Here is a 17,056-nt window from a genome sequence, read left to right on the forward strand (position 1 = left end):
GATTATGACCCAGGACGATCTCGCCTTCGACAAGCAGCATATCTGGCACCCTTACACCTCCACCACCCGCCCCCTTCCCGTCTATCCGGTAGCCTCCGCCCACGGCTGCGAGCTGCACCTCGCCAGCGGCGAGCGGCTCGTTGACGGCATGTCTTCGTGGTGGGCGGCGATTCACGGGTACAACCACCCGCGCCTGAATGCGGCGATGAAGGCCCAGATTGACCAGATGTCGCACGTGATGTTTGGCGGGATCACCCATCAGCCCGCGGTGGATTTATGCCGTCGTCTGGTGGCGATGACGCCTGAATCGCTGGAGTGCGTATTCCTGGCAGATTCCGGCTCCGTGGCGGTGGAAGTGGCGATGAAAATGGCGCTGCAGTACTGGCACGCCAGAGGCGAAACGCGCCAGCGGTTCCTCACCTTCCGCAACGGCTATCACGGGGATACCTTCGGAGCGATGTCGGTTTGCGATCCGGACAACTCCATGCACAGCCTGTGGAAGGGGTATCTGCCGGAAAACCTGTTTGCCCCTGCGCCGCAGAGCCGCTTCGACGGCGAGTGGAACGAGATGGACATGGTCGGCTTCGCGCGGCTGATGGCGGCGCATCGTCATGAGATTGCCGCCGTGATCCTTGAGCCTATTGTGCAAGGCGCGGGCGGAATGAGGATGTACCACCCGGAATGGCTGAGGCGTATTCGCAGGATGTGCGACCGCGAGGGCATTCTGCTGATTGCCGATGAGATCGCCACCGGCTTTGGCCGCACCGGCAAGCTGTTTGCCTGCGAACATGCGGGCATTGCGCCGGATATTCTGTGTCTGGGTAAAGCGCTGACGGGCGGCACCATGACGCTCTCCGCCACGCTCACGACCCGCCAGGTGGCCGACACCATCAGCGACGGCGAAGCCGGCTGCTTTATGCACGGCCCGACGTTTATGGGTAACCCGCTGGCCTGCGCCGTGGCGAGTGAAAGCCTTGCGATTCTGGAGAGCGGCGAGTGGCAGACGCAGGTTGCGGCGATTGAGGCGCAGCTGAAAACGGAGCTGAGCGCCGCCTCGGGCGCGAATTTCGTGGCGGACGTGCGCGTGCTGGGCGCCATCGGGGTGATTGAAACCACCCATCCGGTGAATATGGCGGCGCTGCAGCGCTTCTTTGTGGACCAGGGCGTGTGGGTGCGGCCTTTCGGCAAGCTTATCTATCTGATGCCGCCGTACAGCATCACGCCAGAGCAGCTTCGAAAATTAACCGACGCGGTTGTAACAGCCGTTAACATTCCCGCGCATTTCATGATTTAACCCAATGCATTACACTTGCTGAACGAGCGATCAACGAGGGTAAACCGTATGAAAATCATCAGTAAAGATCTGCGCGACGGCGAAAAACTCCCGGAACGGCACGTTTTCAACGGCATGGGGTATCAGGGCGATAACATCTCCCCGCACCTGGCGTGGGACGAGGTTCCGGCAGGCACCAAAAGCTTTGTCGTGACCTGCTACGACCCGGATGCGCCAACCGGTTCCGGATGGTGGCACTGGATTGTGGCGAACCTCCCTGCCGACACGCGCGTCCTGCCGCAGGGTTCCGGTTCAGACCTGGTTGCCCTGCCTGAAGGTGCCATTCAGACGCGCACCGATTTTGGTAAAGCGGGCTACGGCGGCGCGGCGCCACCAAAAGGGGAAACTCACCGCTATATCTTCACGGTGCACGCGCTGGATGTGGACAAGATTGAGGTCGATGAAGGCGCGAGCGGCGCAATGGTCGGGTTTAACGTGCATTTCCATTCGCTGGGGAGCGCGTCGATTACGGCGATGTATTCCTGAAAAAAGCCGGGTGGCGGCTACGCCTTACCCGGCCTGGATTTCGCATTCGTAGGCCCGGTAAGCGCAGCGCCACCGGGCAAAAAAATCACAGTACCGAAGGTAACAGCCCCACCAGCCGCCCTTCTTCCAGAAGCTGCATCGCCTTATCAATATCCGGGGCAAAGAAGCGGTCGTCATCGTAATGCGTGACGTGCTCGCGCAGCACCTGACGCGCCTGCTCCAGCAGCGGGCTGGATTTTAGCCCTTCACGCAGATCGATACCCTGACTTGCCGCCAGCCATTCCACCGCCAGCACGCCGCGGGTGTTGGAGGCCATTTCCCAGAGACGACGCCCGGCAGCCGGTGCCATCGAAACGTGATCTTCCTGATTCGCCGAGGTAGGCAGGCTGTCCACGCTGTGCGGATGCGACAGCGCCTTGTTCTCGCTTGCCAGCGCTGCGGCCGTTACCTGAGCGATCATAAAGCCCGAGTTGACCCCGCCGTTACGCACCAGGAACGGTGGCAGCTGGGACATGTGTTTATCCATCATCAGCGCGATACGGCGCTCGGACAACGCGCCGACTTCGGCAATCGCCAGCGCGATATTATCCGCCGCCATTGCCACAGGCTCGGCGTGGAAATTACCGCCGGAGACCACCTCGTTTTCCTGGGCGAACACCAGCGGGTTATCGGACACCGCGTTGGCCTCCACCAGCAGGACCTCCGCCGCCTGGCGCAGCTGCGTCAGGCACGCGCCCATCACCTGCGGCTGGCAGCGCAGGGAATACGGATCCTGCACCTTTTCGCAGTTATGGTGTGAATCGGCAATTTCGCTGGTGTCGGTAAGCACGTGACGGTACATCGCGGCGGCATCGATCTGCCCGCGCTGACCGCGCACCTCGTGGATGCGGGCATCGAACGGGCGACGCGAGCCCAGCACCGCTTCGGTGGTCAGCGCACCGCACACCACCGCCGAGGCAAACAGATCTTCCGCTTCAAACAGGCCGCGCAGCGCGAAAGCTGTCGATGCCTGCGTGCCGTTCAGCAGCGCCAGCCCCTCTTTCGCCGCCAGCGTGATCGGCGTTAACCCGGCTTTTTTCAGCGCCTCTTTCGCCGGAAGCCACTCGCCCTGCCAGCGCGCTTTGCCTTCACCCAGCAGCAGCAGCGACATGTGCGCCAGCGGCGCGAGATCGCCGGAGGCCCCGACGGAGCCCTTCGCCGGGATCCACGGATAGACCTCCGCATTCACCAGCGCCATCAGCGCCTGGATCACGCTCAGGCGAATGCCGGAGAAACCGCGCGCCAGGCTGTTGATTTTGAGTACCATCATCAGACGGACAATCTCATCGTCAAGCGGCTGGCCAACGCCCGCCGCATGCGACAGCACCAGCGAACGCTGCAGGTTTTCCAGATCGTGCGTCGCGATGCGGGTCTGCGCCAGCAGCCCAAAGCCGGTGTTAATCCCGTAAGCCGTGCGCCCTTCGGCAACGATGGCTTCAACGCAGGCGACGCTGTCGTTAATGGCGGCGTGGGCACTTTCATCAAGCGAAAGGGTGACCGGCTGACGCCAGACGTTACGCAGCTGTTTAAGCGTCAGCGAGCCGGGAGTGAGTGTTAACGCGTTCATTCATGCTTTCCTTGTGTGGCAGGGATCATCGGCAGGTTAAGGCCCTGCTCTTTGGCACAGTCAATGGCAATCTCGTAACCCGCATCCGCGTGACGCATCACGCCGGTTGCCGGGTCGTTGTGCAGCACGCGAGCGATACGCGCGGCGGCTTCATCCGTTCCGTCACAGACAATAACCATCCCGGAATGCTGGGAGAAGCCCATCCCCACGCCACCGCCGTGGTGCAGTGACACCCAGGTCGCGCCGCTGGCGGTATTCAGCAGAGCGTTCAGGAGCGGCCAGTCGGAGACCGCATCCGAGCCGTCGCGCATGGCTTCCGTTTCGCGGTTCGGGCTGGCAACGGAGCCGGAGTCCAGGTGGTCGCGGCCAATGACGATCGGCGCGGAAACTTCACCGCTGCGCACCATTTCGTTAAAGGCCAGACCCAGCTTTTGCCGCCACTCCAGCCCTACCCAGCAAATACGCGCCGGCAGGCCCTGGAAGTTAATGCGCTCGCGGGCCATGTCCAGCCAGCGATGCAGATGTTCGTCATCGGCGACGATCTCCTTCACTTTGGCGTCAGTTTTGTAGATATCCTCCGGGTCACCGGACAGGGCAACCCAGCGGAACGGACCGATACCGCGGCAGAACAGCGGACGGATATAGGCCGGAACGAAGCCGGGGAAGTCGAAGGCGTTATTTACGCCCATCTCTTTCGCCATCTGGCGAATGTTGTTGCCGTAATCAAAGGTCGGAATGCCCATCTGGCTGAAAGCCAGCATGGCGGAGACGTGCTCGGCCATGGAGCGCTTCGCGGCAAGCACCGTGCCTTCCGGATCGGTTTCCGCTTTTTGCTGATAGGCTTCCCACGTCCAGCCTTTCGGCAGGTAACCGTGCAGCGGGTCATGGGCGCTGGTCTGGTCGGTGACCAGATCCGGACGCACGCCTCGGGCGACGAGTTCAGGAAGAATGTCCGCCGCGTTGCCGCACAGGGCAATCGACACCGCTTTGCCTTCGGACGTGTATTTTTTGATGCGCGCCAGCGCGTCATCGAGATTCTCGGCCTGTTCGTCGACGTAACGGGTACGCAGACGGAAATCAATGCGGCTCTGCTGGCACTCTATGTTCAGCGAGCACGCGCCGGCCAGCGTGGCGGCCAGCGGCTGCGCGCCGCCCATGCCGCCGAGACCTGCTGTGAGCACCCAGCGGCCTTTCAGCGAGCCGTTGTAGTGCTGGCGACCGGCTTCCACGAAGGTCTCGTAGGTGCCCTGCACGATCCCCTGGCTGCCGATGTAGATCCAGCTCCCGGCGGTCATCTGGCCATACATCGCCAGCCCTTTGGCGTCGAGTTCGTTGAAGTGCTCCCAGGTGGCCCAGTGCGGCACGAGGTTAGAGTTGGCGATCAGCACGCGGGGGGCGTTTTTGTGGGTTTTGAACACGCCCACCGGCTTGCCGGACTGCACCAGCAGAGTTTCGTCGTGTTCGAGTTCGGTCAGGGATTTTACAATTGCGTCATAGCATTCCCAGTTGCGCGCGGCGCGGCCTATGCCGCCGTACACCACCAGCTCGTGGGGGTTTTCCGCCACCTCAGGATCAAGGTTGTTCATCAACATGCGCAGCGGGGCTTCGGTGAGCCAGCTTTTGGCAGTAAGGGTGGTGCCGCGCGCGGCGCGGACATCCTGCTGGCGGTATTTACCTGACGACATTGTGTGCTCCTCATACGGGACAGATGATGCATTTAGATATACTTGTATAGACAAGCACACACAAGGCCAGATTTAACAAAAAAGATACAATTTTGTTATATTGCGTTAGCGATCACGCTTATAAAACTTATGACATAAAGTGGCCCTGCAGCCGGTAACGGTTCCCCGGGAAAAGCAGCCGGGCATGCGACACAATGTGCGACGAGGACCAGGTTCGACGGCGGATCAGCAGGCACGGGTCGTGCTCTTTAATCCGCAGCCGTTCGCACTCCTGCGGCGTCGCGCGCACGGCTTCGACTATGTGCTCCCCTTCCGTCAGCGGTGCGACGAGCGAGAGGTAGGCGTGCGGCGTGGTCTGGGTGTAATCCTGATTCAGATAGTCCGGTATCCGTTCAGCGTTCACGCAGCGATCTTCAATCTGCACCGGAATGTCGTTCTCAAAATGCACCATCACCGAGTGGAAGATCCGGCTGCCTTCTTTAACATTCAGCTCTACCGCCTGCTCGGCGCTGGCCTGGGTCTCTTCGAGCACCAGTACCTCACAGCGGTGCTGGTGATTACGCGCGGCAATTTCGTCCGCAATACTGCGGATTTCAAACAGGGCAGATTGCCCTTTCGGTTCCGCCACAAACGTCCCCACGCCCTGCAGGCGCACCAGAAGCCCTTCGTCAGTCAGCTCGCGCAGCGCCCGGTTGATGGTCATCCGGCTAAAGCCAAACTGCGCCACCAGATCGGCCTCCGAGGGAATGCGGTCGTGCGGGCGCCAGACGCCGGTGGCGATTTTTTCGCTGATCGCCTGCTTCACCTTTTCGTAGAAAGGCGCGGGAGGGCTCGACTGCGGCAGGGGTGAGCGTGAAAACATCGTGACTCCTTGAATAGTGTTATGCCCACCAGTGAGCAATTTGCCAGGCCAGACGGGCGGCAAGCTTTGCGCCCTGCCCGTCCCGATCGAACTGCGGGTTAAACTCTACCAGATCGGCGGCCTGTAGCTTACCGCTGCGGCAGATTTGTTCGATAACCGGGAGAAGATCCAGCGCCGGTATGCCTAACGCGGCCGGCGCGGACACGGCAGGCATTTCGCTGGCGGGCAGGACGTCCAGATCGATCGTCAGATAGATACGATCGGCCTGGGCCAGCACCTTTTCCAGCGCGGATAGCGCATCGCGCCTGAAATGGAGATCTTCCACCAGCGTGACGTTCAGGCGTTCGGCCTCATCCCACAACGCCTGCGTGTTGGCCGCCCGGCTCACGCCAAAGCAGGCGTACTGAAATGCCCGCCCGCGCTCATCGCAGTAGTGCGCCAGCTGGCGAAACGGCGTGCCGGACGTCGCCCGCTCGGCCTTGCGCAGATCGAGATGGGCATCAAGATTGATAATGACAACCCGCTCGTCCGGAAAGGCGTCCAGAACGCCGCGACCGTGCGCCCACGCGGTTTCGTGTCCGCCGCCAAAGATCAGCGTGCGCATCCCGGACCGCTGGCATGACGTCACGGCATCGCTTAACGCCTGCTGTGCCGCCTCAAGCTCGTCACCTTCAACGTAAACCGACCCCATATCCGCCAGCCGATCGTGTCCCTCATGGCTGGCCATATTCGCCAGCGCCTTACGCAGCATATCCGGAGCCTGCACGGCACCGGGCCTGCCCAGATTGCGTTTTACGCCCGCATCACATTCAAAGCCTATCAGCGCAATGCCGGATGCCAGCGGCGTGAACTCTCCCTGCTGCTTTATCGTCTGGAAAATGCGCGTTGCGTTGCTGGCCTCGGCGCTGTCGTCGCGCCCCTGCCAGACCGTTTCTGCAACGGGCCGCCATAACTTCATACTGCCTCCCCACGGAAAATACGTTGATACAGCGGGTTGCGTCCCGGCTCGTAGACCATCTCTACCGGATGGTGAGCATCCCAGACGATGAAATCAGCGACAAACCCGGCCCGCAGCTGACCGTGGGTTGCACCACGGCCCAGCGCCTGCGCGGCATGGCGCGTGACGCCAGCCCAGGCTTCCTCGGGCGTCAGGCCAAACTGGACGCAGGCCATGTTCATCGCCAGATGCAGGCTGGCAAACGGGCTGGTGCCGGGGTTATAGTCGGTGGCGACCGCCATCGGCACACCCTGTTTTCTGAGCTGTTCAACCGGCGGACGCTGGCGTTCCTGCAGAAAATAGAATGCGCCCGGCAACAGGACCGCAACCGTGCCGCTTTGCGCCATCGCCTGAACGCCTGCGTCGTCAAGATATTCGATATGATCGGCAGAGAGTCCTTTATACCGGCTGACCAATGCCGCCCCCCCCTGATTCGACAGCTGCTCGACGTGCCCTTTCACCGGAATACCGAGCGCGGTTGCCGACTTGAAGAGGCGCTCGGTTTGCGACGGGGTAAAGCCGACGTTTTCACAGAACACGTCTACTGCTTCATATAACTCTTTTTGCCACAGCGTGGGCAATATCTCCTCACAGACCAGCGTGAGGTAGGCATCCGGATCCTGTCGGTATTCCGGCGGAACCGCATGGGCCGCCAGCAGCGTTGGGCTGATATCGATCGGATTATTGAGGCCCAGTTGGCGCGCGACCAGCAGCATCTTCTCTTCGGCCTCGGGGTTTAGACCGTATCCCGACTTGATTTCAACCGTAGTGACGCCTTCATTCATCAGTCGCTGAAGCCGCTGCTGCGCCAGCTTAAGCAGGGTTTCGGGCGAGCTGCTGCGGGTCGCCGTCACGGTAGCGTTAATTCCGCCCCCCTGGGCGCTGATGGTTTGATAAGAGACGCCGTTCAGACGCTGCTCCCACTCCGCCGCGCGATCGCCGCCAAATACAAGGTGGGTATGGCAGTCAATCAGGCCAGGCGTGACCAGACGCCCCTGGAGATCGACGCTGTGACGGTGTCCGGCCGGAATGTCAGATTCAGGGATCACGGCCAGGATAGTTTGACCCCTTACGACCAGGGCATGTTGCTCTTTCAGTCCATAGGGCGCAGATACGTCCGGCACCATCGTAGCCAGTCGCGCATTTCGCCATATCACATCGTCGGGATGAATCTGCTGCATGGGCATTCCACTTGTCATAGGTTGTATAGACATTTATTTGCATCCACCGTCTACTGTCAACCGCCTTGAAGGAAAATGTTAGTTATTTGTGATCACTTACTTGCCGCTCTCGGGCTAAAAATGGAACTTTTACCCTTTTTATCTTCCCGTTTCGCTCAACTTAGTATAAAAAAGCAGGCTATTTCGTCTGTCCCGTAAAGACTTGCATACCCAGGAGCTCTACCTTGAACATTTCCAGGATTTCCCGTCTGGCGTTAGCACTCGCCTTTGGCGTGACCTTATCCGCTTGCAGTTCAACACCACCGGATCAGCGACCTTCTGAGCAGGTTGCGCCCGGTACCGCCTCCCGCCCGATTTTGTCCGCTGATGAAGCGAAAAACTTCGACCGTGCACACTACTTCTCAGCGATGGATCCTAACGCTGCGCCGTGGACCCCGTCGTCTATTAATCTGCCGAAACAGCCTGACTTCGTGGTTGGCCCGGCGGGTGCGCAGGGCGTAACGCATACCTCAATTCAGGCTGCGGTTGATGCTGCCATCACTAAACACAGCGCGTCTCGACAGTACATCGCGATCCTGCCTGGTGAATATGAAGGCACCGTGTATGTTCCGGCGGCACCGGGCAGCATTACACTTTACGGTCTGGGCGAAAAAGCGATTGACGTAAAAATTGGCCTGGCGATTGATTCCGAAATCGACAGCAACACCTGGCGTCACCTGGTGAACCCGGCCGGTAAATATATGCCGGGCAAACCGGCGTGGTATATGTTTGATAACTGCCAGAGCAAGCGTTCCGCCACCATTGGCGTAATGTGCTCGGCGGTATTCTGGTCTCAGAATAACGGTCTGCAGCTGCAGAACCTGACCATTCAGAATACCCTGGGTGACAGCGTTGACGCCGGTAACCACCAGGCCGTTGCGCTGCGCAGCGATGGCGATAAGGTACAGATTAACAACGTCAACATTCTGGGCCGTCAGAACACCTTCTTCGTGACCAACAGCGGCGTGCAGAACACCCTGCAGAATAACCGTCTGACCCGTACCCTTGTGACCAACAGCTACGTTGAAGGTGACGTGGACCTGGTGTCCGGTCGCGGCGCGGTGGTGTTTGATAATACCGATTTCCGCGTGGTGAACTCACGTACTCAGCAGGAAGGTTACGTGTTTGCTCCGGCAACCCAGTCGAACCTCTTCTTCGGCTTCCTGGCCGTGAACAGCCGCTTTAATGCTGCCGGTGACGGCGTGGCGCAGCTGGGACGCTCCCTGGACGTGGACTCAGCCACCAACGGTCAGGTTGTGATCCGCGACAGCGTGATCAACGAAGGCTTCAACATGGCGAAACCGTGGGCGGATGCCGCGATCTCCAAACGTCCGTTCTCCGGCAACACCGGTGCGGTGGATGATAAAGGGAACGTGCAGCGCAACCTGAACGACGCTAACTTCAACCGCATGTGGGAATACAACAACCGCGGTCTGGGTAGCAAAGTGGTTGCTGAGCCGAAGCAGTAAGCTGTTTTGCCGGGTGCCGGCTTCGCCTTACCCGGCACACAGAGATAAAAAAACCTCGCATTCGCGAGGTTTTTTGTTTTAAGCCGCTTAGTGAGCGTTAACCACCACCCACATCGGCCCCTGGCCTACGGCGTAGCGCCCTTTCTCTTCCAGCAGCCCCTGCTCGCCTTTAATTTCATACAGCGCGATATGGTGGGATTTCTGCCCCGCCGCAATCAGGTATTTGCCGCTGTGATCGATATTAAAGCCGCGCGGCTGGGTTTCAGTCGGCTGGAAGCCTTCAACCGCCAGCACGCTGCCATCTTCGGAAACGCTAAACACGGTAATCAGGCTGGAGGTACGGTCGCAGGCGTACAGATGGCGGCCATCTGGCGTAATGTGGATATCCGCCGCCCAGCGGGTGTCGGAGAAATCAGACGGCATCATGTCCAGCGTCTGCACGCACTCAATCTGACCGTTTGGATCTTTCAGTTCCCATACGTCCACTGAGCTGTTCAGTTCGTTGACCACGTAGGCATACTGCTGGTTCGGGTGGAAGACCATATGACGCGGACCAGCGCCTTCAACAGTCGTAACTTCAGCTGGATTCTGTGCCACCAGGTGACCATCGTCGCTCAGGGTGAACAGGCAGATACGATCCTGCTTCAGCGCAGGTACCCACAGCGTGCGGTTATCCGGAGAGATATTCGCCGAGTGGCAGCCTTCCAGCCCTTCCACCACATCCACGGTTTCGACCGGAATACCATCTTCCAGACGCGTTACGCTGACGCAGCCCGCGTTATACGAGCCGCTGAAGACAAAGTTGCCTTTGCGATCGGTAGAGATATGGGTTGGGCTGCCCGGCAACGGGGCTTCAGCAGTGTACGTCAGCGCACCGTCGTCCGGAGAAATGCGATAGGCCAGCACGCGAAACTCCGGACGCACACCCACGTACAAGAAACGTTTATCCGGACTGATGACCATCGGTTGCACCTGGCCTGGCACATCAACAACCTGAACCAGCGTGAGTGTCCCTTCGGTATTTAAACGCCAGACGTGGATCTGCTGGCTTTCAGGACTGGCGGTATAAACGGTTTGTTTCATGAATATTCACTCCTCACTGCGCATGAAAGTAGTTAACTTTTGACGGTGAATGCTGAATTGTCGACAGGAATTTTGAAGCGTTCGCCTCTCGGTGTACCATCCCATCAAAACGTAAATTCAATATTAACCCGGAAAAACAGATGACCTCGCGTGTGATTGCTCTGGATTTAGACGGTACCTTACTGACGCCGCAAAAAACCCTTCTCCCCTCTTCTCTGGAAGCGCTTAAACGCGCGCAGGAAGCGGGATATCAACTCCTTATCGTAACGGGTCGACATCACGTTGCCATTCACCCTTTTTATCAGGCACTGGCGTTAGATACACCTGCAATTTGTTGTAATGGCACTTATCTGTATGATTATCAGGCAAAAAAGGTTTTAGAATCCGACCCGCTGCCGGTTCCCCAGGCGCTGCAACTGATTGATCTGCTGGATCAGCATGCCGTTCACGGCCTGATGTATGTGGATAACGCGATGGTCTACGAGCGCCCTACCGGCCACGTGGTGCGCACCAGCAACTGGGCGTTGTCCCTGCCTGAAGCGCAGCGTCCGGTCTTTACCCAAGTTTCCTCCCTGCGTCAGGCCGCCCAGGACGTTGAGGCTATCTGGAAATTCGCCCTGACGGATGAAGACACCACCAAGCTTAATGCCTTCGCGAAACACGTGGAACAGACGCTGGGTCTGGAGTGCGAATGGTCCTGGCACGATCAGGTGGATATTGCCCGCAAAGGCAACAGCAAAGGCAAGCGTCTGAAGCAGTATGTGGAATCGCAGGGCTGGTCAATGCAGGACGCGATCGCCTTCGGCGACAACTACAACGACATCAGCATGCTGGAAGCTGCCGGTACGGGCGTGGCGATGGGCAATGCCGACGACGCGGTAAAAGCGCGCGCTAACGTGGTGATTGGCGACAACACCACCGACAGCATCGCGCAGTACATTTATACCCACCTGCTGTAATCAGGCGGTGATCGAGACGCTCTTAATTTGCGCGTAGAGCCACAGGCCGGGTTTGATCCCTAACTCATCCCTGGCCCACGGGCTGATGCGCGCCCAGAGCGTCCTGCTGCCGACCTCGAGCTTCACTTCCACCTGCCCGTTATCATCAAAACTTTCCGCCACTTTGGCGCGCAGGATATTTCGAATACTGGTTTGCAGCGGGGGCTGCAGCACCAGCGAGACGTCCGACGCCTGGATGCGAATACGCAGCGCGGACTGTAACGGCTTGTCGATCTTATTGACCCACAGGTGCTGATCGCCCAGCGCCAGCGCCGTCATCGCGTAGTGCGGATGATGTTCCAGGACGCTTACTTTCAGAATGCTGCTCTGCTGTTCCCGGGGCAACCAGGGGTGCATCACGCTGCTGCCCCACACCTCTTCCAGGTTGCCGAAGGCCTTGACGCTGCCCTCTTCCAGCACCAGCACCTTGTCGGCCAGATGGAGGATCTCATCCAGCGAATGGCTGACGTAGAGCATCGGAATATTAATTTCCCGCGTCAGGCGCTGTAGATAAGGCAGAAGTTCGCGTTTACGCGGAATATCCAGCGAGGCCAACGGTTCGTCGAGCAGCAGCAGTTCGGGTGCGGTCAGCAACGCGCGGCCAATGGCCACGCGCTGTTTTTCACCACCGGAGAGCGAGGATGGCAGCCTGTCGAGCAATGGCTCAATACCTAAAAGCGTCACCAGCTTATCAAACTGCCCGGCCATGCTTTTCGCCATGCCGTAACGCAGGTTGCCGCGCACGCTGTAGTGCGGGAACAAGCGCGCGTCCTGGAAAACATAGCCGATGCGGCGCTTATCCGGCGAGAGGTAAATTTTGTTCTCCACGTCATTCAGGACGCGGTCATTCAGAACAATACGGCCAGACTGCGGGCGGGTCAGGCCGCTGATGGCATTAATCAGCGACGTTTTTCCCGCTCCCGACACGCCAAAGATGGCGGTGATTCCGCTTGCCGGCAGCGTTTCGTTAAGCGTCAGGGTATGGTTTCCCAGCGTCTGGGTGAAATGGAGTTCCAGCATGCTTATTTCCCCATCCGCTCGCGGCTGAGCCGCGCCAGCCATTCAGACACCATCAGCGATGCCAGCGCCAGCACAATTGAAATAATACACAGCCGCGCCGCCGCGCCTTCACCGCCCGGCGTTTGAATCAGGGTATACATTGCCGACGGAATCGTCCGCGTCTCGCCGGGTATGTTCGACACAAACGTGATCGTCGCGCCAAACTCGCCGAGCGAGCGGGCGAAGGCGAGCACCGTCCCGACAATAATGCCGGGTAACGTCAGGGGCAGCGTGATGGTGAAAAAGACGCGCCAGCGCCCGGCGCCCAGCGTGCGGGCCGCCTGTTCAAGCTTCATGTCCACCCCTTCCAGCGCGAGACGTATCGCCCGCACCATCAGCGGGAATGACATCACCGCTGCCGCCAGTACCGCACCGCGCCAGCTAAAAGCGAACGTCAGCCCAAACCAGTCGTAGAGCTTCTCGCCGATAAAACCGCGTCGCCCCATCGAAATCAGCAGCAGGTAACCGACCACTACGGGCGGCAACACGAGCGGAAGATGAAGCACGCTGTCGAGCAGCGTTTTGCCGGGAAACTGACAGCGAACCAGTAGCCAGGCAAAGAAGATCCCAAAGGGCAAACTCAGCGCAACCGCCAGGGAAGAGACTTTAAGGCTCAGCAGAACAGCCTGCCATTCAGGATCGGTCAATATCATCAGTGAGTCGTAAATCCGTAACGTTTAAAGATAGCGGACGCTTCAGGCCCCTTCAGATAATCGCGGAAAGCCGTCACGGTCGCATTTTTATGTCCATCAACAATCGCAACAGGATATTCCACTTTCTTGTGGGAGTCTTCCGGGAACGTTGCCACCACTTTCACCCCCTTACTGGCTACGGCATCAGAGCCATACACAATGCCCAGCGGGGCTTCGTTGCGTTCCACCAGCGCCAGCGCGCCGCGCACGTCTTCGGCCGGGGCCAGCTTCGGCGACAACGTCTCCCATGCGCCCAGCTTTTGCAGCGCTTCTTTGGCATAAATCCCGGCCGGAACGTGCGCCGGGTCGCCCACCGCCAGACGGCCACCGTTCAGCAGGCTCGTCCAGTTGGTCTGTTTGTTGATAGTGATGTCCGCCTGCGCGCTGCCTTTTGGCGCCACGACAACCAGGCTATTCCCCAGCAGCGTTTCGCGGGTTGTCGCATCAATTGATTTCTTCTCCGCCGCGTAATCCATCCACTTCTGATCCGCCGAGATGAACAGATCCGCCGGTGCGCCCGCTTCTATCTGGCGAGCCAGCGTCGAGGAAGAGGCAAAAGAGGAGACCACCTCGACGTTTTTCTCTTTTTTATACGCCGCCGCAATATCCTGCAGCGCGTTAGTCAACGACGCCGCCGCAAAGACCGTGATTTTACCCTCGTCCGCCAGCGCGTGTCCGGTAAGGGAAAGCGTCAATGTTGCCCCTGCAAAAAGGCGTACCCATGAACGTGCCATCTGTAACTCCTGTGAGTAGCGTTATATACACATTAATATAACGATAACGTCAGGGAGATCCCAGCGTTTAATCGTACCGCTGAATGGGTAAACCGGTGTGATGCGTTAAATTATATCGGCGAAAACGGGAAAATCTTGAGAGCAAAACGCCCGGACAAGCCGGGCGTTTTGAGGGGAATCAATGCTGCTTTTTAGCCTGGTCTCTGTGACCAATGTTCGAAAAGACGTTGAACACTTCACCCAGGCCGTAGATGGCACCGAGGATGATGGCCATCACTACTGGTACCATGATCACGGCGAATACCAGACTTTTCAACAACTCTAACATGGTTTTCTCCAGATATTGTGAATGACTCATTCTACCCTGAATAGTGAGAAAAACATCCCCTTTTGTGCGGTACCCTTTGCGCCCTGCACCATTTGGGTCACAATACTCTTTTTGCCAGGACACTGTTATGCAGGCCGAAATTCTCCTCACTCTACGACTTCAGCAAAAGCTTTTCGCCGATCCGCGACGTATCGCCCTGCTTAAACAAATAGAACAAACGGGCTCGATTAGCCAGGGGGCGAAAAACGCGGGAATCAGCTATAAAAGCGCCTGGGACGCCATCAACGAGATGAACACCCTGAGCGAACACCCGCTGGTGGACAGAGCCACGGGCGGCAAAGGCGGCGGCGGTGCGATCGTGACGCGTTATGGCCAGCGCCTAATTCAGCTTTACGATCTGCTGGCGCAGATCCAGCAAAAAGCGTTTGATGTGTTGAGCGATGACGATAACGTTCCGCTGGACAGTTTGCTGGCCGCCATTTCCCGCTTCTCTTTACAAACCAGCGCCCGCAACCAGTGGTTTGGTACGGTGACGGCGCGCGACGATCTCCAGGTACAGCAGCATATTGAGATCCTGCTTGCCGATGGCACCACCCGTCTGAAAGCCGCCATAACGGCGCAGAGCGCAGAGCGTCTTGAGCTTGATGAAGGTAAAGAGGTGCTGGTGCTGCTGAAAGCGCCGTGGGTCACTATCACGCGCGATCCCGACGCGGCAAAGGCAGCAGATAACCAGCTGCCGGGCACAATCCGCCATATCGAACGCGGCCAGGCGCAATGCGAAGTGCTTATGACCCTGGCAGATGGGCAACCGCTTTGTGCGACCATACCGCTCAGCGAGTCGGACGACTTAGAAGAAGGTGCTGTCGTCACCGCTTATTTCAACGCGGACCGGATGATTATCGCCACTTTGTGCTGAGCACATTGACAATCGAACCGACAGTGCGTATCCCTGATATCTGGTGCTGCAAAAACAGGGATAAATCATGTCATCATTGCATATTTCGCAAGGCACGTTTCGTCTTAGCGATACCCGAACGCTAACGATTGCTGATTTGACGATTCGCGCGGGTGAAAGCTGGGCGTTTGTCGGCACTAACGGCAGCGGTAAATCCGCGCTGGCCCGCGCGCTGGCGGGAGAGCTCAACCTCCTCAAAGGCGAATACCAGAGCGACTTTACGCGCCTGACGCGCCTGTCGTTTGAACAACTGCAAAAGCTGGTCAGCGACGAGTGGCAGCGCAACAACACCGATTTACTCAGCCCTGGCGAAGACGATACCGGCCGTACGACGGCGGAAATTATTCAGGATGAAGTGAAGGATCCCGCCCGCTGCCAGCGCCTGGCAGAACAGTTCGGTATCACCCCTCTACTGAACCGGCGCTTTAAATACCTTTCGACCGGCGAGACGCGAAAAACGCTGCTTTGTCAGGCGCTGATGAGCGAACCTGAACTGCTTATTCTGGACGAACCGTTCGACGGTCTTGACGTGCAGTCCCGGGCGCAGCTGGCGTCTCTGCTGGCGTCGCTTAATCAGCAGGGATATACCCTCGTGCTGGTGCTTAACCGCTTCGATGAAATTCCGGAATTTATCCAGCACGCGGGCGTCCTGGCCGACTGTAACCTGACCGAGACCGGCGAAAAAACCGCGCTGCTTAAGCAGGCGCTGATTGCCCAGCTCGCGCACAGCGAACAGCTCGACGGTATTACCCTTCCGGAACCCGACGCCCCGTCGGCGCGCCACGCGCTTGATCCCCACCAGCCGCGCATCGTGCTGCGGGATGGTGTGGTCTCTTATGACGATCGCCCGATCCTTAACCGCCTCAGCTGGACGGTCAATCCGGGCGAGCACTGGCAGATTGTCGGCCCCAACGGCGCGGGAAAATCGACGCTGCTGAGCCTGATCACCGGCGATCATCCGCAGGGCTACAGCAACGACCTCACGCTGTTTGGTCGGCGTCGCGGCAGCGGCGAAACCATCTGGGATATCAAAAAACACATCGGCTACGTCAGCAGCAGCCTGCATCTGGATTACCGGGTCAGTACCACGGTACGCAACGTGATCCTCTCCGGGTATTTTGATTCCATCGGTATTTATCAGGCGGTGTCGGATAAACAACATAAGCTCGCCCAGCAGTGGCTGGACATTCTGGGCATGGACAACCGGGTTGCTGACGCGCCGTTTCATAGTCTTTCGTGGGGGCAGCAGCGTCTGGCCCTGATCGTTCGCGCGCTGGTGAAACACCCTACGCTGCTGATCCTCGACGAACCGCTGCAGGGACTCGACCCGTTGAACCGCCAGCTTATCCGCCGCTTTGTGGACGTGCTGATTAGCGAAGGTGAAACGCAGCTGCTTTTCGTTTCACATCATGCCGAAGATGCCCCCGCCTGCATCACGCATCGCCTGGAGTTTGTTCCGGACGGTGAGGGTTATCGCTACCTTCTCAGCAACGTTGATTAACCGCGGAGGGCTCTGCCCTCCTCTTTTTCAGATAACTTGCATCAATAC

At 58.6% G+C, this 17,056-nt stretch carries 16 protein-coding genes; 6 read left to right on the top strand and 10 right to left on the bottom strand.

What is annotated here, in order from left to right; translation table 11 throughout:
• The first annotated feature begins 4 nt into the window (after positions 1-4).
• A complete protein-coding gene (gene bioA / locus USH94_RS07515) occupies positions 5-1,294 on the top strand; it encodes an adenosylmethionine--8-amino-7-oxononanoate transaminase (RefSeq protein WP_414146654.1) in 1,290 nt (429 codons plus the stop codon).
• Between the two features lie 48 nt (positions 1,295-1,342).
• Complete coding sequence (locus tag USH94_RS07520; RefSeq protein ID WP_063143124.1) at positions 1,343-1,819, top strand: kinase inhibitor; 477 nt, start codon at positions 1,343-1,345, stop codon at positions 1,817-1,819.
• 85 nt (positions 1,820-1,904) lie between these two features.
• Here the strand turns inward: USH94_RS07520 and hutH are convergent, their stop codons facing one another.
• From hutH to hutI, 5 genes are all read right to left on the bottom strand, one after another.
• Complete coding sequence (gene hutH / locus USH94_RS07525; protein WP_032656312.1) at positions 1,905-3,425, bottom strand: histidine ammonia-lyase; 1,521 nt, start codon at positions 3,423-3,425, stop codon at positions 1,905-1,907.
• Entirely contained in the window at positions 3,422-5,110 is a 1,689-nt protein-coding gene (gene hutU / locus USH94_RS07530) for a urocanate hydratase (protein ID WP_111963809.1), read from the bottom strand. The genes hutH and hutU overlap by 4 nt, the downstream gene beginning before the upstream one ends.
• A gap of 127 nt (positions 5,111-5,237) precedes the next feature.
• Entirely contained in the window at positions 5,238-5,972 is a 735-nt protein-coding gene (locus USH94_RS07535) for a histidine utilization repressor (protein ID WP_111963808.1), read from the bottom strand.
• 19 nt (positions 5,973-5,991) lie between these two features.
• Entirely contained in the window at positions 5,992-6,930 is a 939-nt protein-coding gene (gene hutG, locus USH94_RS07540; protein WP_111963807.1) for a formimidoylglutamase, read from the bottom strand.
• Positions 6,927-8,150 (bottom strand): imidazolonepropionase, encoded by a 1,224-nt coding sequence (gene hutI / locus USH94_RS07545; protein WP_111963806.1) that lies wholly within the window; start codon positions 8,148-8,150, stop codon positions 6,927-6,929. The genes hutG and hutI overlap by 4 nt, the downstream gene beginning before the upstream one ends.
• A 224-nt stretch (positions 8,151-8,374) precedes the next feature.
• On the opposite strand from hutI, the gene USH94_RS07550 reads away from it, so the two are divergent.
• Positions 8,375-9,658, top strand: coding sequence for a putative acyl-CoA thioester hydrolase (locus tag USH94_RS07550; RefSeq protein ID WP_111963805.1), 1,284 nt, complete (start codon positions 8,375-8,377; stop codon positions 9,656-9,658).
• Positions 9,659-9,745: 87 nt separating this feature from the next.
• Here the strand turns inward: USH94_RS07550 and pgl are convergent, their stop codons facing one another.
• Positions 9,746-10,741, bottom strand: a complete 996-nt coding sequence (gene pgl, locus USH94_RS07555; RefSeq protein WP_045909472.1) for a 6-phosphogluconolactonase — start codon at positions 10,739-10,741, stop codon at positions 9,746-9,748.
• A 140-nt stretch (positions 10,742-10,881) separates the two neighbouring features.
• Here pgl and USH94_RS07560 point away from each other — a divergent pair, with 140 nt between their 5' ends.
• The gene (locus USH94_RS07560) at positions 10,882-11,700 is read left to right on the top strand and encodes a pyridoxal phosphatase (RefSeq protein ID WP_111963804.1); all 819 of its coding nucleotides are present in this window, start codon (positions 10,882-10,884) and stop codon (positions 11,698-11,700) included.
• Here the strand turns inward: USH94_RS07560 and modC are convergent, their stop codons facing one another.
• From modC to USH94_RS07580, 4 genes are all read right to left on the bottom strand, one after another.
• Positions 11,701-12,759 (bottom strand): molybdenum ABC transporter ATP-binding protein ModC, encoded by a 1,059-nt coding sequence (gene modC, locus USH94_RS07565; RefSeq protein ID WP_111963803.1) that lies wholly within the window; start codon positions 12,757-12,759, stop codon positions 11,701-11,703.
• Positions 12,760-12,761: 2 nt separating this feature from the next.
• Positions 12,762-13,451, bottom strand: a complete 690-nt coding sequence (gene modB / locus USH94_RS07570; RefSeq protein ID WP_032641645.1) for a molybdate ABC transporter permease subunit — start codon at positions 13,449-13,451, stop codon at positions 12,762-12,764.
• Positions 13,451-14,224: a molybdate ABC transporter substrate-binding protein gene (modA, locus tag USH94_RS07575; RefSeq protein ID WP_111963802.1), complete on the bottom strand. Its 774-nt coding sequence runs from the start codon at positions 14,222-14,224 to the stop codon at positions 13,451-13,453. Before modA ends, modB begins: the two co-directional genes overlap by 1 nt.
• 178 nt (positions 14,225-14,402) lie before the next feature.
• On the bottom strand, positions 14,403-14,552 hold the full coding sequence (locus USH94_RS07580) for an AcrZ family multidrug efflux pump-associated protein (RefSeq protein WP_008501118.1): 150 nt from the start codon (positions 14,550-14,552) through the stop codon (positions 14,403-14,405).
• A 127-nt stretch (positions 14,553-14,679) separates the two neighbouring features.
• Here USH94_RS07580 and modE point away from each other — a divergent pair, with 127 nt between their 5' ends.
• Both modE and modF read left to right on the top strand, forming a co-directional pair.
• Positions 14,680-15,468 carry a molybdenum-dependent transcriptional regulator gene (gene modE / locus USH94_RS07585; protein WP_111963801.1) on the top strand — a complete coding sequence of 263 codons (789 nt, stop codon included), beginning with the start codon at positions 14,680-14,682 and terminating at the stop codon, positions 15,466-15,468.
• 67 nt (positions 15,469-15,535) lie between these two features.
• Positions 15,536-17,008 (top strand): molybdate ABC transporter ATP-binding protein ModF, encoded by a 1,473-nt coding sequence (gene modF, locus USH94_RS07590; protein ID WP_111963800.1) that lies wholly within the window; start codon positions 15,536-15,538, stop codon positions 17,006-17,008.
• The last annotated feature ends 48 nt before the right edge of the window (positions 17,009-17,056 follow it).

The organism is Enterobacter sp. 148H3 (genome assembly GCF_034107425.1).
Lineage (GTDB): Bacteria > Pseudomonadota > Gammaproteobacteria > Enterobacterales > Enterobacteriaceae > Enterobacter > Enterobacter vonholyi.

Excerpts from the sequence above, each read along its gene's own strand:
- modE (WP_111963801.1), top strand. The coding sequence starts at position 14,680 with ATGCAGGCCGAAATTCTCCTCACTCTACGACTTCAGCAAAAGCTTTTC.
- USH94_RS07535 (WP_111963808.1), bottom strand. The coding sequence starts at position 5,972 with ATGTTTTCACGCTCACCCCTGCCGCAGTCGAGCCCTCCCGCGCCTTTC.
- modB (WP_032641645.1), bottom strand. The coding sequence starts at position 13,451 with ATGATATTGACCGATCCTGAATGGCAGGCTGTTCTGCTGAGCCTTAAA.
- modA (WP_111963802.1), bottom strand. The coding sequence starts at position 14,224 with ATGGCACGTTCATGGGTACGCCTTTTTGCAGGGGCAACATTGACGCTT.
- hutH (WP_032656312.1), bottom strand. The coding sequence starts at position 3,425 with ATGAACGCGTTAACACTCACTCCCGGCTCGCTGACGCTTAAACAGCTG.
- hutG (WP_111963807.1), bottom strand. The coding sequence starts at position 6,930 with ATGAAGTTATGGCGGCCCGTTGCAGAAACGGTCTGGCAGGGGCGCGAC.
- USH94_RS07520 (WP_063143124.1), top strand. The coding sequence starts at position 1,343 with ATGAAAATCATCAGTAAAGATCTGCGCGACGGCGAAAAACTCCCGGAA.
- hutU (WP_111963809.1), bottom strand. The coding sequence starts at position 5,110 with ATGTCGTCAGGTAAATACCGCCAGCAGGATGTCCGCGCCGCGCGCGGC.
- USH94_RS07560 (WP_111963804.1), top strand. The coding sequence starts at position 10,882 with ATGACCTCGCGTGTGATTGCTCTGGATTTAGACGGTACCTTACTGACG.
- bioA (WP_414146654.1), top strand. The coding sequence starts at position 5 with ATGACCCAGGACGATCTCGCCTTCGACAAGCAGCATATCTGGCACCCT.
- modF (WP_111963800.1), top strand. The coding sequence starts at position 15,536 with ATGTCATCATTGCATATTTCGCAAGGCACGTTTCGTCTTAGCGATACC.
- hutI (WP_111963806.1), bottom strand. The coding sequence starts at position 8,150 with ATGCAGCAGATTCATCCCGACGATGTGATATGGCGAAATGCGCGACTG.
- USH94_RS07580 (WP_008501118.1), bottom strand. The coding sequence starts at position 14,552 with ATGTTAGAGTTGTTGAAAAGTCTGGTATTCGCCGTGATCATGGTACCA.
- modC (WP_111963803.1), bottom strand. The coding sequence starts at position 12,759 with ATGCTGGAACTCCATTTCACCCAGACGCTGGGAAACCATACCCTGACG.
- pgl (WP_045909472.1), bottom strand. The coding sequence starts at position 10,741 with ATGAAACAAACCGTTTATACCGCCAGTCCTGAAAGCCAGCAGATCCAC.